Annotated in this window: 11 protein-coding genes; 7 read left to right on the top strand and 4 right to left on the bottom strand. The window is 32.3% G+C overall.

Going from position 1 to position 13,238, the window contains the following annotated elements; all coding sequences use genetic code 11:
- Positions 1-75 precede the first annotated feature (75 nt).
- The 4 genes from Z053_RS0111200 (at position 76) to Z053_RS0111185 (ending at position 5,433) form a co-directional block, all read left to right on the top strand.
- Positions 76-1,173 (top strand): acyloxyacyl hydrolase, encoded by a 1,098-nt coding sequence (locus tag Z053_RS0111200; protein ID WP_035095851.1) that lies wholly within the window; start codon positions 76-78, stop codon positions 1,171-1,173.
- A gap of 102 nt (positions 1,174-1,275) precedes the next feature.
- Positions 1,276-2,094, top strand: coding sequence for a head GIN domain-containing protein (locus Z053_RS0111195; RefSeq protein WP_025665102.1), 819 nt, complete (start codon positions 1,276-1,278; stop codon positions 2,092-2,094).
- A gap of 212 nt (positions 2,095-2,306) precedes the next feature.
- A complete protein-coding gene (locus Z053_RS30065) occupies positions 2,307-5,036 on the top strand; it encodes a PAS domain S-box protein (protein ID WP_025665101.1) in 2,730 nt (909 codons plus the stop codon).
- Positions 5,023-5,433 (top strand): response regulator, encoded by a 411-nt coding sequence (locus tag Z053_RS0111185; RefSeq protein WP_025665100.1) that lies wholly within the window; start codon positions 5,023-5,025, stop codon positions 5,431-5,433. Before Z053_RS30065 ends, Z053_RS0111185 begins: the two co-directional genes overlap by 14 nt.
- 31 nt (positions 5,434-5,464) lie before the next feature.
- Here the strand turns inward: Z053_RS0111185 and gldA are convergent, their stop codons facing one another.
- From gldA to Z053_RS0111170, 3 genes are all read right to left on the bottom strand, one after another.
- The gene (gene gldA / locus Z053_RS0111180; protein ID WP_025665099.1) at positions 5,465-6,364 is read right to left on the bottom strand and encodes a gliding motility-associated ABC transporter ATP-binding subunit GldA; all 900 of its coding nucleotides are present in this window, start codon (positions 6,362-6,364) and stop codon (positions 5,465-5,467) included.
- 146 nt (positions 6,365-6,510) lie between these two features.
- Entirely contained in the window at positions 6,511-7,443 is a 933-nt protein-coding gene (locus tag Z053_RS0111175) for a hypothetical protein (RefSeq protein ID WP_025665098.1), read from the bottom strand.
- Between the two features lie 12 nt (positions 7,444-7,455).
- Positions 7,456-8,259, bottom strand: coding sequence for a fatty acid desaturase family protein (locus Z053_RS0111170; RefSeq protein WP_025665097.1), 804 nt, complete (start codon positions 8,257-8,259; stop codon positions 7,456-7,458).
- 403 nt (positions 8,260-8,662) lie between these two features.
- Between Z053_RS0111170 and Z053_RS0111165 the strand changes: the two genes are divergently transcribed.
- Positions 8,663-9,976, top strand: a complete 1,314-nt coding sequence (locus tag Z053_RS0111165; protein ID WP_025665096.1) for a glycoside hydrolase family 1 protein — start codon at positions 8,663-8,665, stop codon at positions 9,974-9,976.
- Here Z053_RS0111165 and Z053_RS0111160 read toward each other — a convergent pair.
- Entirely contained in the window at positions 9,959-10,420 is a 462-nt protein-coding gene (locus Z053_RS0111160) for an Lrp/AsnC family transcriptional regulator (RefSeq protein ID WP_025665095.1), read from the bottom strand. The genes Z053_RS0111165 and Z053_RS0111160 overlap by 18 nt on opposite strands.
- 191 nt (positions 10,421-10,611) lie before the next feature.
- Here Z053_RS0111160 and Z053_RS0111155 point away from each other — a divergent pair, with 191 nt between their 5' ends.
- Positions 10,612-11,586 carry an NAD-dependent epimerase/dehydratase family protein gene (locus Z053_RS0111155; RefSeq protein WP_025665094.1) on the top strand — a complete coding sequence of 325 codons (975 nt, stop codon included), beginning with the start codon at positions 10,612-10,614 and terminating at the stop codon, positions 11,584-11,586.
- Positions 11,587-11,642: 56 nt separating this feature from the next.
- The gene (gene kbl, locus Z053_RS0111150) at positions 11,643-12,830 is read left to right on the top strand and encodes a glycine C-acetyltransferase (RefSeq protein ID WP_025665093.1); all 1,188 of its coding nucleotides are present in this window, start codon (positions 11,643-11,645) and stop codon (positions 12,828-12,830) included.
- Positions 12,831-13,238 lie beyond the last annotated feature (408 nt).

Here is a 13,238-nt window from a genome sequence, read left to right as displayed (position 1 = left end):
GTTTTTGGTGAAACTGGGATAAAACCAAGCCTATCAGTGTTTGGAAACTTCGAAGGTCTATCATACTTTTGCCGGATGATAAAAAGGATTTATTTACTCATCTTTATCGTTCATTTTGGTACGTATGCTCAGACAGGATCTAAAATACATTATACGCTAGATGTCAATAACTTTTATGGTACCATACTAAAACATAATCCCGATATTTCGCATTTAATTACGGGTCATCCTTCTGGTGTGATTCTTTCCTTTCAGCGCAAAACATTTGGAGATGAAAAATGGCAACGATTATATAATTATCCCGATTATGGTGTTTCCTTTTTATATCAAGATATGGATAATGAGTTTTTGGGAACGCATTTAGGACTATTTGTTCATTATAATTTTTATTTCTTAAAAAGATATCTAAATCTTAGAATAGGCCAAGGAATCGGGTATAGCACAAATCCTTATGATGAAGATGATAATTACAGAAATGTAGCCCATGGTACACATCTATCCAGTGGGACCTATGCTTTGTTACAAGCTAAAAAAGAGAATCTTTTTAAAGGTTTTGGGTTGCAAGCAGGCTTGGGAGTCGTTCATTATTCTAATGGAAATTCTAAAGCACCAAATAAAAGTACAAATACATTGTTTTTAAATGCAGGAATAACCTATACATTAGATCAGGAAACCCCAGAATATGTAGCCAAGGAAGTAGGAGATCTTAAAGGAGGAGAGCCAATTGGTTACGGTTTTATTTTTAGAAGTGGAGTTAATGAAAGTGATGTAGTAGGATCAGGGCGATTTCCTTTTTATACATTTGGAGGTTTTGTAGATAAGAGGTTGAATAAAAAAAGTACCATTCAATTGGGAGCAGAAGTGTTTTTTTCTAAAGCTTTAGAACGTTATATAGATTTTAGAGCTACAGGAGGGTTTAATGACGGAACTACTGGTGATGAAGATGCTAAACGAGTAGGGATGTTTTTGGGGCACGAATTAAGAGTAAATAGAATTTCTGTACTTACACAGGTAGGGTACTATGTGTATTACCCTTACGATTTTGAAGGCCAAACGTATCTTAGAGCGGGAGTTCAATATTATTTTACTAAAAACATATTTGGGGCGCTAACGGTTAGATCTCATGCTGCCAAAGCAGAGGCTATGGAGTTTTCGATAGGATATAGATTATAAAAAACACTGCTATGAAATGAGCCGTAACAATCGAGTAGATACCAACCAAGATGTTAAATGGCGAATTCCATTTGACAACTAAAAAACAATAAAAAAGAACAGATGAATCTTAATATAAGTTTAAGAAAACAAAATGTTGGACTTGACATGTCGAAGTCTTTTTTTAAATATGTGGTAGTAAGATGTGTTGGGATATGGGTAGTATTATTTTTGTTTGGCTGTGATTCTGAAAATGCTTCAGATTGTTTTCAAAGAACAGGAACAATAGTTAGAAAAGAAATTGAAGTTACTGATTTCACACGTATTTTGGTGAATCCAAATATAGAATTAATCATAAAAGAAGGAGCGGCTACTTCAGTAATTATTGAAACAGGAGATAATTTGCTAAACGAAGTTTCGGCAATAGTTAAAGATGATCGTCTAGTACTTAGTAATACCAATGATTGTGCATTTTTTAGAGATTTTAATCAAACTAAGGTTTTTGTTACTGCTCCTAATATTACAGAAATAAGGAGTGGAACACAATTCGATATCTCATCCGATGGGATATTAAACTATACTTCATTAACGCTATTATCTGAAGATTTTGGTGAAAATACAGAAACTACAACAGGAACATTCAATTTACGTGTAGATTGCGAAACTATTGGTGTAGTAGGAAATAATATTGCTTCATTTTTTATAACCGGAACAGTACAGACATTAGATGTCAATTTTGCTTCGGGAACCGGAAGATTTGAAGGAGCCAATTTAGTAGCCGAGAATGTTAATGTTTTTCATAGAGGAACTAATAAAATTATAGTAAACCCTCAACAATCAATTACAGGAGAGATACGAAGTACAGGAGATGTAATTTCGGTGAACAGACCTTCAAATGTTGAAGTAAAAGCGTTTTTTACAGGGAGGCTTATATTTCAATAATTATATCAATATACTTCTCTTGGTATTGATAAATAGAATATCTATACTTTTCTATACTTGCTTTTGCATTTCGAACTGATTTCAACAAAGTTTACCTAAAAAAGAAGTGGGGTAACACCATAAAAAGTTTGCGGAATTTAAATCTTTTTAATTGAAATTAATGTCTAACTTTATAAGACACCAGGATTTTATTCCAAATTTTATATTTAAAAATGATTCGAAATCAGTTTGATAAGACTCAAGATGTTGAGAATGTAGAAGAAAATTATCTTAAAGAAGAACTGTATGCTCTTATTAAGAAAGACGATTATATTTTTGATTTTATACAAAAATCGAGCCTTGATGGGCTTTGGTTTTGGGATTTAGATAATCCCGAAAACGAATGGATGAATTCTAAGTTTTGGACCACTTTGGGATATGATCCCAATAAGATGCCACATAATGCTTCTGCATGGCAGGATATTATAAATAAAGAAGACTTAGAAGTAGTATTTCTTAATTTTACAAAACATTGTAAAGACCCTTCGCATCCGTATGATCAAATCGTAAGGTATAAACATAAGTTTGGGCATACGGTATGGATTCATTGTAGAGGATTAGCGATACGCGATAGTAATGGGAAGCCTATACGAATGCTGGGTGCACATACCGATATTACTAAATTAAAAAAAGTAGAAATACAGCTACAAAGACAGGTAGATCGTTATCAACACATTATTGAAGGGACAAATCTGGGGACTTGGGAGTGGAATGTAAAAACAGGAGAAACTATGTTTAATGAGAGATGGGCTAATATAGCTGGGTATTCTCTCTTAGAGTTAGAACCAGTTTCTATCAATACATGGGCAGAAGCTGTACATCCCGATGATTTGAAAAAATCTAATAAACTATTAGAAGATCATTTTTCTGGGAAAACACCTTTTTATGAATGTGAAGCCAGAATGAAACATAGAAATGGAGAATGGATATGGGTGTTGGATCGCGGAAAAGTAGTAAGCTGGGACTCAGAAGGAAACCCAGAATGGATGATTGGTTCACATCAAGAAATCACAGAGAGTAAGAAGGATTTAGAAAAAAACAAATTATTTATACAGCAGGCTCCAAGTGCTATAGCAATGTTCGATACTAATATGCGTTATTTGGCAGTTTCTCAAAAATGGTATGAAGATTATAATATTAGTGATGATACCATTATAGGTAAATCACATTATGACGTTTTCCCCGAAATAGGAGAAAAATGGAAAGATGATCATAAAAGATGCCTTAACGGAGAAGTGTTAAAAAGCGAAGAAGATCGTTTTGAAAGATTAGATGGGTCTATACAATGGCTAACTTGGGAGTTGAGACCATGGTATACCGATGATAATAAAATAGGAGGTATCTTAATGCATACTGCAGATATCACTAGAACCAAAAAAGCAGAAATAGGTCTACGCATTAGCGAAGAAATGTTTAGGAGAAATTTTGAAAATGCTGCGATAGGAATGGTTATGTTGGATCAAAAAGGTCATTTTACAAAAGTAAATTATAAACTGTGTGAGATTCTTGGGTATTCTAATAGCGAATTGACAAAGCTGGCTTTTAAAGATATTCTTCATCCAGAGGATTTAGCAATAAGTGATACGTTATTTCAAAAACTTTTTAAAGGAGAAACGTTGTATAGCAATATGGAGGAAAGATGCTTTCATAAGGATGGTCATATTGTATATATCAACCTTTCGGTTTCGGTTATTAAAGGAGAAAGTGATAAACCTACCTATTTTATTGCTCAAATTGCAGATATAAGCCATAAAATTATTGCTAGGCAAAAGCTACAGAATACTGTGGGTGAACTAAAAAGTATAATCGATGATATAACTCAGGTAAGTATAATTGGTACAGATAAGAATGGTTTGATCACTACATTTAATAAAGGGGCAGAAAACCTGTTGGGATATACCAAAGAGGAAATGATATCAAAAAAATCACTCTTGATATTACATCAAAAAGAAGAAATAGAAAAGAGAGAGACAGAATTATCCTTATTGTTAGATCAAGAAATTAAAGGTTTTGAGGTTTTTACCACGTTACTCGAGAATCAGGAATATGATGTAAAAGAGTGGATGCATGTAAGAAAAGATGGTACTTGTTTTCCTGTTCAGGTTACATTGTCACCTATTAAAAACAAAGGAGTGATTAATGGATATCTTGGGGTAGCAACCGATATTAGTGAGATTAAAAAAGTAGAGCAGGATTTAAAATCATGGCTGATAGTTGCAGAAGATCAAAATAAAAGACTGCGTAATTTTGCGCATATAGTTTCGCATAATTTAAAATCACATTCTGGAAATTTTCAAATGTTGCTTGACCTGTTTATTCAGGAAAATCCAGAGATTGAGGATAATGAAATCATTCAACTTTTTAAAACAGCATCTGAGAATCTTACTGAAACTATAGTACATTTAAATGAAGTAGTCTTAATGAATACTTCTGTTGATGAGAATTTAGTTGGGTTGAATTTATATGAAGCAATTAACAAGGTGACCGAAAGTGTTTCTGCTATTGCAAAAGAGACTATAGTAACTATTAATAATAATACACAACTAGGTACAAATATTTTAGGAATCCCGGCATATTTAGATAGCATTTTACTGAATTTTATAACTAATGGGATAAAATATAGTTCTGATGAAAGAGAGAGTTATATTGATTTGAGTACCAGAATAGAAGGTGATTTTGTAATCTTAGATATCAAAGATAATGGATTGGGGATTGATCTAAAAAAACATCAAGCCAAACTATTTGGGATGTATAAGACTTTTCATAATAATAAAGAAGCCAGAGGTATAGGACTGTTTATTACCAAGAACCAGGTAGAAGCCATGGGTGGTAAAATTGAAGTAGAAAGTACAGTAAATAAAGGAACAACTTTTAAAATTTATATGAAACATGAAAAAAATTGATATAGCTTGTATTATTGATGATGATCCAATTTTTGTATTTGGGATTAAAAAAATAATGGAACTTGTTGATTTTTGTAATGGTTTTATGGTCTTCCGAAATGGAGAAGAAGCATTAAATAATCTAAAAGCGATTATTTCGGCAAATGAAAAATTACCAGATGTTATTTTGTTGGATTTAAATATGCCAGTGCTTGACGGGATACAGTTTTTGGAAGAATTCGTAAAAGTGCCATGCAAGAAGAAAATAATTATTTATGTCGTTTCCTCATCTGTTGACCCAGAGGATATTATAAGAGCTAAATCCTTTGAGAATGTAAGTGATTACATCGTTAAACCAATTTCTGTACAAAAACTCAAAGAGATTTTAAATGATATAGAACAGGCAAATCATTGTTAATTAGAGTGTTGAGATGTGTGTAGGAATTAATTTAAGAAGGATTAGTAAGTTCTCTAAACAAACTCTCCAGGTTTTTATTTTTTCGAGATAGTTGTAATATTTTCAATTTATTATCATGGGCAAAGTCAAAAACCGTTGGACGCATATCTGTTTTGGTGTCAAAAGTGATTTGATAGATAAACCCATGAATATTTTTTACATCACTTACATTAGGTAATTTTTGTAAAAAAGCTTCTTCTATACGATAATCAAACTCTACTTCGATGATCTGATCGGTCTCTTCTGCTATTTCATGTAAATGTTTGTCTGCAACAATTTCTCCTTTATTAATAATGATAACCCGATCGCACATCGCTTCAACTTCTTGCATTATGTGAGTTGATAAAAAAACAGTTTTTTCTTTACCAATTGTTTTTATTAACTCTCTAATCTCTACTAGTTGATTAGGGTCTAAACCAGTTGTAGGCTCATCCAGTATTAAAACTCGAGGATCATGAAGTAATGCACATGCCAAACCAACTCGCTGGCGATACCCCTTAGAAAGTTGACTAATTTTTTTATTACCCTCTGGAGTTAGCCCTGTTAATTTGATTACTTCTTCAATTCTGGATTTTGAGATCTTATATACTCGGGCATTAAATACTAAATATTCTCGTACATACATTTCCAAATATAATGGGTTATGCTCAGGAAGATACCCTATGCTTTTTTGTACATCGATAGATTGGGAATGTATATCAAAATCATTAACAATGGCAGAACCTTCAGAAGGATCAAGATAAGTAGTTAGGATTTTCATCATAGTCGATTTACCTGCTCCATTGGGACCTAGAAAACCAACAATCTCACCTTGTTTTATTTCAAAAGAGATAGCATTAAGTGCTTTTTGATCATTATAAAGTTTAGAAATATTGGATACCGAAATAGACATATAGAACGAGTATGAGATCTGTTTATACCCAAAAGTACATAATTCATATATGTATTGTGTGAGAAACTGAGAAAAAATAATTTAATGTAAATTTTCTTTATCCATTATTTGCGTTAAGTTAATTAATATGACAAAAAAACTAAGTGTTATTTTTTTGACCAATCATTTTCTATCCAGAAGAGACCCATAATAAAAATGAATAAACCTAAAAATGCTGGAAATAGATGAGAAAAATTTAAATATCCGATAACAAAATGAACTAAAATAGCAGAAGAATAGCCTATGGTTATTGCAATTGCCAAAGTTTCCCATAAGATTTTTGAAGGCTTAGCATACCAGATTATAAAATATAACATAATACCGATGGTAGCCAAACTACCTCCAAACGAAGCTCTATCATGCGCTATTACAGGGATTAGTTTGGGACTTATATCCTGAAGTCCGCATACTTTGATATCCATAAAAGCGAGATCTTGAGGAACAAAAACAGAAGTCATACCTACTATCATTATAATTACACCTCCCAGAAAAAGTGCTAAAGCACTTAGTAACATTAAACAATTTCCTCTACCCAATCTTGAACTTAGATGAAATCTTTTCTGTTTTTTGAAAAGAGAATTAAATTGATATTTTGATTCTTTTTGATAAGAATGATATAGTCCTAATATAAATAACGGGGTAATCGCTATTGTTCCTAGCGCGTGCCATGAATCAAAATAATTATATCCTAAATACGAGAAAAAACTTGCAAAACCATAAATACCTGATATAAAAAGAACCCACCATGCCCAGGGCTCTTTTTTTTGTAACGGAACTAATGCTAGCCAAAGGTATAAGATGCCAACCGTAATTAAAGCGCCTCCGTAAGAAACACGATCATGAAACATGAACTTCACAATTTTTCCGTTTTTATAGTTAGAAAGTTGTTTTGCTGTCATGCCTAGAATATCAATATCATGAGGTAAAAAGCTTCCAGAAAGCGATTGTCCTATTAAAAACACACCAATAAACAATAATATAATGCCCAAAACAACAAAAGGAATAATTCCATTTTTAATAAATAGGCGATATAATTTCATTAATTTTTAACTTTATAAGTTGATAGTTTCGAGATTGTAATTTTTAAGATATGGGAGTAATCTTTTTCCAAGTTTCCTCCAGTTTTGATGAGGAACCATGGGATACAAATGATGTTCTAAATGATAATTATGGTGAGCAAAAAAGAAGCTTATGATCGGACCTCTAAATAGTTTTGTTTGAAATATTGGATGTGTGTAATTTACTTTATGGGGGATATATACTGTAAATAGTGGATACAGCCAACTTCCCATTTGAACTAATAAAAAATAATATAATAAAAAAGGATAGTGTTGGTATAGTAGTATTGCTATTACTATATATATCAGAAATATGGACCCTTCAATATGTATCCAAATTCTATCCTTAGTCTTTGCGTGTTTTCGTGCCCAGAAAAATAGTTTGTACAAATAAATAATGCTTTCTAGAATTAATTCGTACGGTTTCATATGTATAGAAGCACCTTCAATATCGTTTTTTTTAGGAAAATTGCGATGATGGTTAATATGACATACCTTAAAAGCATGACCGCTTCTTAAGGTTAATATTTCAATAATTGATAAGAAAAATCTATTTACACCAGGATGTAATTTTAAAGTTCCGTGTACAAGGTCGTGAGATGTCGAAACATAAGTAACAAACATCAATATAACAACAGATAGGATTGCCAAGATCCATAATTCATTACTAGCAAAATAAAAATATCCGAAACAACACAGAAATGGTTTTGTAATAGTCCAGACCTTTTGTGCCTTGGTTAAATACAATAAGTCCTTGCCTAATACTTTGATACTTGGCAGAATTATCTCCTGCTCCATTTGTTTTTGGTTAGATAACATTATAGATCGTCATTATTTCTATAATTCTTCTAAGTTTTTTTAGTAGAATTATAGTGTAAATACTCTCTTAGTAATATACGTTGGTATCCAAAAGTACATAATTCATATATGGATTGTATGAGAAACTTAGAAAAAATGATAGTAACATTAAGATAATATTGAGGTAAAATGATAAGATAAAAGATGTATTATCTTTATAATATAGGATAAGATATTTTTAATATGTCACTAATCAACTTAAAACAGATAGTCTATAATTTTCTTCATAAACTGGTTTGTGTAAGTCAGCAAATTATCTTTTTTATAGTATCACTTTTTCTTAAAAAAGGATTGTTTAAGCATTGATATGCTATGTTTGTCTTTTTTAGATTTTTAAAACATAATGAAAAAAATTAAGGCCCTTAAATGGGGAGTTGCAATTGCTGCTCATCAAACTGAAGGAGCTTATGATAAGGATGAAAAAGGCCTTTCTATTTGGGATACATTTACTCAAAAATCCTATAAAATCAAAGACCGTTCTAATGCTAAAATTGCAACAGATTTTTATCATAGATTCGAAGAAGATATCGATCTCGCTGTAGATATTGGATTACAGATATTTCGCTTTTCTGTTTCCTGGTCAAGGATACTTCCAAACGGTACAGGAGTAGTGAATCCAAAAGGAATTGAATTTTATAATAAGGTAATTAATTACTGTTTAAAAGTAGGAATAGAACCTTGGATTACAACATACCATTGGGATTTGCCACAAAAATTACAAGATAAGGGCGGTTGGACAAATCGAGATAGTATTAGCTGGTATGCAGCATATGTAACTGTACTAAGAAACTATTTTGCAGATCGAGTACAGCATTGGGTATTGATTAACGAGGGAATAGTATGTATTGGCGGAGGTTATTTTCTTGGTGTACATGCTCCTGGCAAGAGAGGGATTCGTAATTTTATTTCGAGTACACACCATCTTTTATTGGCGCAAGCTGAAGGGTTTAAAGTTTTGAAGAAAAAAGAAGGCCTTCAGGTAGGTACAGCAATAAGTTGTACCAAAATCGAACCCTATAGAAATACGACTGCTGATCATAAAGCAGCTATTAGGATCGATACATTAATGAACCGCCTGTTTATAGAACCTCATTTGGGATTGGGGTATCCCGATAATGATTTTCCGACCTTAAAACGTATATCTAAATATTATAAAAAAGGAGATATTGAAGCATTAAAAACTGATTTTGATTTTTGGGGAATTCAAACTTATGCAAGAGAAGTAGTTAAAGCAGCTTGGTATATCCCATATCTTGGAGCAATTCAGGTGAAACCTGAAAAAAGGAATGTGAAAACTTCGGTGATGGGGTGGGAAACATATCCAGAAGGAGTACAGTATTTTTTAGAAAGATTTGCTAAATACAACCCTAAAAAAACACTTTGGCTTTCTGAATGCGGAATGGCACTATCTAAGAATGAAGATGACCAGAAAAGGATCGAGTATTACCAAAAAATAATCGAAGGAATGAAAACTGTATTGGGTAAAAATATAAACCTCAAAGGAATCTTACTCTGGACATTGGTAGATAATTTTGAATGGGCAGAAGGATATATTCCTAAATTTGGGATAATAAGTTTAGATAGAAATACTATGCAACGCAAAATGAAAAGATCTGCGCTCTGGTTAAAAAAATATCTATTAAATATAAAACTCTGATGTGTGCTTAATTTCCTTAAGAACAAAAGTGCTATTTAGGACGCCAATATTTTCGATTTTTGAAAGTTTTGTTTTTACAAAATCATGATATTCTTCTAAACTTTTGGTGTGAATTTTTAAAACAAAATCTACCTGCCCTGCCATATGGTAACATTCCTGTACTTCTTTCAAATTTTGGATCTGCTTTTCGAATTTTTCTATAAAAGCTTCATTGTGATAGCGCATAGAAACCTGACAAATTGTAGTGATCGCACGATCAATTAATTTCTTATCTAAGATCGCAACATACTTTTTAATGAATCCTTGTTTTTCTAATCGTCGTATTCGTTCGTATACAGGAGAGGCAGTAATATTAAGGATTTTGGCAATCTCTTTTGCTGTTTTTTTAGAATCTTCCTGTAAAATTCTAAGGATAGTAATGTCGGTATGATCTAATTGTTCCATTTTAATTCAAAAAAAAATTACTTCAAAAATAGAATTTAAGCTTATGTTTAAGTAAATATAGCTGAATTTATATTAATAATTAGTAATTATTGCTTAATTATTTAATGATTATGGCAGGAAACGTTACATTTTGTACTTTGCCAAGTAAATAACACTGTTAAATAGTTGAATTTTAAGTGAAAATAGAACATATGGAAACGATTGTTTTAGTAATAGGAGCGAATGGTCAATTAGGATCAGTATTAACAGAATCTCTCAAACAAAAATTTGGAAGCTCTAATGTAATTGCTTCTGATTTAAGATCTAGAGAAGGATACGAAGGCTCTTTTGAAATAATCGATGCAACAGATATGAATAGAATAGAGGAGGTAGTTGTTCGGTATAAAGTTACTCAAATATATCACCTTGCAGCAATTCTTTCTGCCAAAGGAGAAGAAACACCTTTAAGAACCTGGGACATTAATATGAAAACTTTGTTTAATGTACTCGAAGTCTCTAGGCAACACAATATTGATAGAGTATTTTTTCCAAGCTCTATAGCCGTTTTTGGTGAAGGAGCACCCTTAGAACATACTCCAAATAATGCCTATCTGGATCCTGCTACAGTATATGGGATTAGTAAAGCAGCAGGAGAGAATTGGGCGCAATATTATTTTCTTAGATACGGACTTGATGTTAGGTCGATTCGCTATCCAGGTGTAATTGGGTATCAATCATTACCAGGAGGAGGTACTACAGATTATGCAGTAGATATCTATCACAAAGCAGTTTTAGGAGAAGAGTTTAGTTGTTTTTTAGAAGAAGATACTACCTTACCTATGATCTTTATGGAAGATGCCATACGGGCAACTTTAGAATTAATGGATGCTCCTAAAGAAGATATCAATATAAGAACTTCGTATAATATTGCAGGAATTAGCTTTTCACCTGCAGAAGTAGCGGCAGAAATTCGTACATTATATCCTAATTTTGAAATCAAATATAATCCTGATTTTAGACAAGAAATTGCTGCACGATGGCCTAAATCTATAGACGACTCTGCTGCAATTAAAGATTGGGGATGGAAACCAGAATTTGACCTTGAGTCGATCACAAGTACAATGATCCAAAAACTGAAAGAAAAATATAAAAGAGGATCAAAGAATCAGGCAACTTTAATGCTTTGATGTTTACATCTTTGTATGAAATGAAATATAACAATAAAGAATAAATACCAAGTAACATGTTTTCAAATATAAAAGACGATTTACAAAAAGAGCTGGATGAGATTATATCGGCAGGATTGTATAAATCCGAAAGAATAATTACTACCCCACAAGGAGCGAGTATAGACACAACAAATACTAAAGATGTATTAAATTTTTGTGCAAATAATTATTTAGGCCTTTCATCACATCCTGATGTAATTGAAGCGGGTAAGAAAGCTATAGATTCTCATGGGTATGGATTGTCATCTGTGAGATTTATTTGCGGAACTCAAGATATTCATAAAGAATTAGAGCGTAAAACTGCCGATTTTTTAGGAATGGAAGATTGCATTTTATATGCAGCTGCTTTTGATGCTAATGGAGGAGTATTTGAACCTATTCTTGGGCCAGAAGATGCGATTATCTCTGATGCACTAAACCATGCCTCTATTATTGATGGGGTTAGGCTATGTAAAGCAAAACGCTTTAGATACGAACATAATAATATGGTAGATCTTGAAAAGCAATTAAAATCAGCAGAAGGATCAAGACGTATACTTATTGTGACAGATGGTTCTTTTTCTATGGATGGTACAATTGCACAGTTGGATAAAATCTGTGATCTGGCAGATCAATATGAAGCTATGGTTATGATAGACGAATGTCATTCTACAGGTTTTTTAGGAAAAACAGGTCGAGGAACACATGAGTATCGTGATGTAATGGGACGTGTAGATATTATTACCGGGACCTATGGTAAAGCTTTGGGTGGTGCTTCTGGCGGGTTTACTGCTGCAAGAAAAGAAATTGTAGAAATGCTAAGGCAACGATCCAGACCTTATTTGTTCTCTAATACAGTAGCGCCATCAATTGTAGGAGCATCGATCAAAGTATTAGATTTGTTAAGTTCTTCTACAGTGCTACGAGATAAACTAGAAGAAAATACAAAATACTTCAGATCAGAAATGACTGCAGCAGGATTTGATATTATCCCGGGAGATCATCCTATCGTTCCGGTAATGTTATATGAAGCAAAACTTGCGCAAGAGTTTGCAGCTAAATTACTTGAAGAAGGAATTTATGTTATAGGATTTTTCTATCCAGTTGTGCCTAAAGGGAAAGCAAGAATTAGAGTGCAATTGTCAGCTGCTCATGATCGCAATCACTTAGAAAAAGCAGTGAAAGCATTCACTAAAGTAGGTAAAGAGCTGAATGTGATATAAATACAAACGTTTGTTAGTGATTCAAAAAGTAGAAGATTCATAGAATACATGATGTTTTGTTTAAAAATTTTCATTAATATCTATTAAAACATCAAGATTTGATGATAATACTCTGATGATCATGAAAAAAATCAAAATTTATTTTGAATCGTAATAGTTTTAGCTAATTTAGCAACGTAATAATGATACAATAATGAGCAATTTATTTACTTGGAACGGATTCTATTTTTTCTTCTTTTATTTTAAAAGCAAGATTGGGATCACTATGTAAATAAATCAGCAAAATTTATAAAACTAGAATCCCGATGAAAAATCGGGATTTTTTTTTGCAATAAAATTAGTATATGAAATGAGCCATAATAACCCGGTTAATACCAACCAAAATGATTATTGGCGAATTCCATTTGA

This window comes from Aquimarina megaterium XH134 (assembly GCF_000520975.1).
In the GTDB taxonomy this organism is placed as follows: domain Bacteria; phylum Bacteroidota; class Bacteroidia; order Flavobacteriales; family Flavobacteriaceae; genus Aquimarina; species Aquimarina megaterium.
Note: the sequence above shows the minus strand (reverse complement) of the source record. Positions and strands in the feature narration are given on the sequence as shown.

Coding starts and splice junctions, on each gene's coding strand:
- Z053_RS0111200 (WP_035095851.1), top strand. CDS start 76: ATGATAAAAAGGATTTATTTACTCATCTTTATCGTTCATTTTGGTACG.
- Z053_RS0111195 (WP_025665102.1), top strand. CDS start 1,276: ATGAATCTTAATATAAGTTTAAGAAAACAAAATGTTGGACTTGACATG.
- Z053_RS30065 (WP_025665101.1), top strand. CDS start 2,307: ATGATTCGAAATCAGTTTGATAAGACTCAAGATGTTGAGAATGTAGAA.
- Z053_RS0111185 (WP_025665100.1), top strand. CDS start 5,023: ATGAAAAAAATTGATATAGCTTGTATTATTGATGATGATCCAATTTTT.
- gldA (WP_025665099.1), bottom strand. CDS start 6,364: ATGTCTATTTCGGTATCCAATATTTCTAAACTTTATAATGATCAAAAA.
- Z053_RS0111175 (WP_025665098.1), bottom strand. CDS start 7,443: ATGAAATTATATCGCCTATTTATTAAAAATGGAATTATTCCTTTTGTT.
- Z053_RS0111170 (WP_025665097.1), bottom strand. CDS start 8,259: ATGGAGCAGGAGATAATTCTGCCAAGTATCAAAGTATTAGGCAAGGAC.
- Z053_RS0111165 (WP_025665096.1), top strand. CDS start 8,663: ATGAAAAAAATTAAGGCCCTTAAATGGGGAGTTGCAATTGCTGCTCAT.
- Z053_RS0111160 (WP_025665095.1), bottom strand. CDS start 10,420: ATGGAACAATTAGATCATACCGACATTACTATCCTTAGAATTTTACAG.
- Z053_RS0111155 (WP_025665094.1), top strand. CDS start 10,612: ATGGAAACGATTGTTTTAGTAATAGGAGCGAATGGTCAATTAGGATCA.
- kbl (WP_025665093.1), top strand. CDS start 11,643: ATGTTTTCAAATATAAAAGACGATTTACAAAAAGAGCTGGATGAGATT.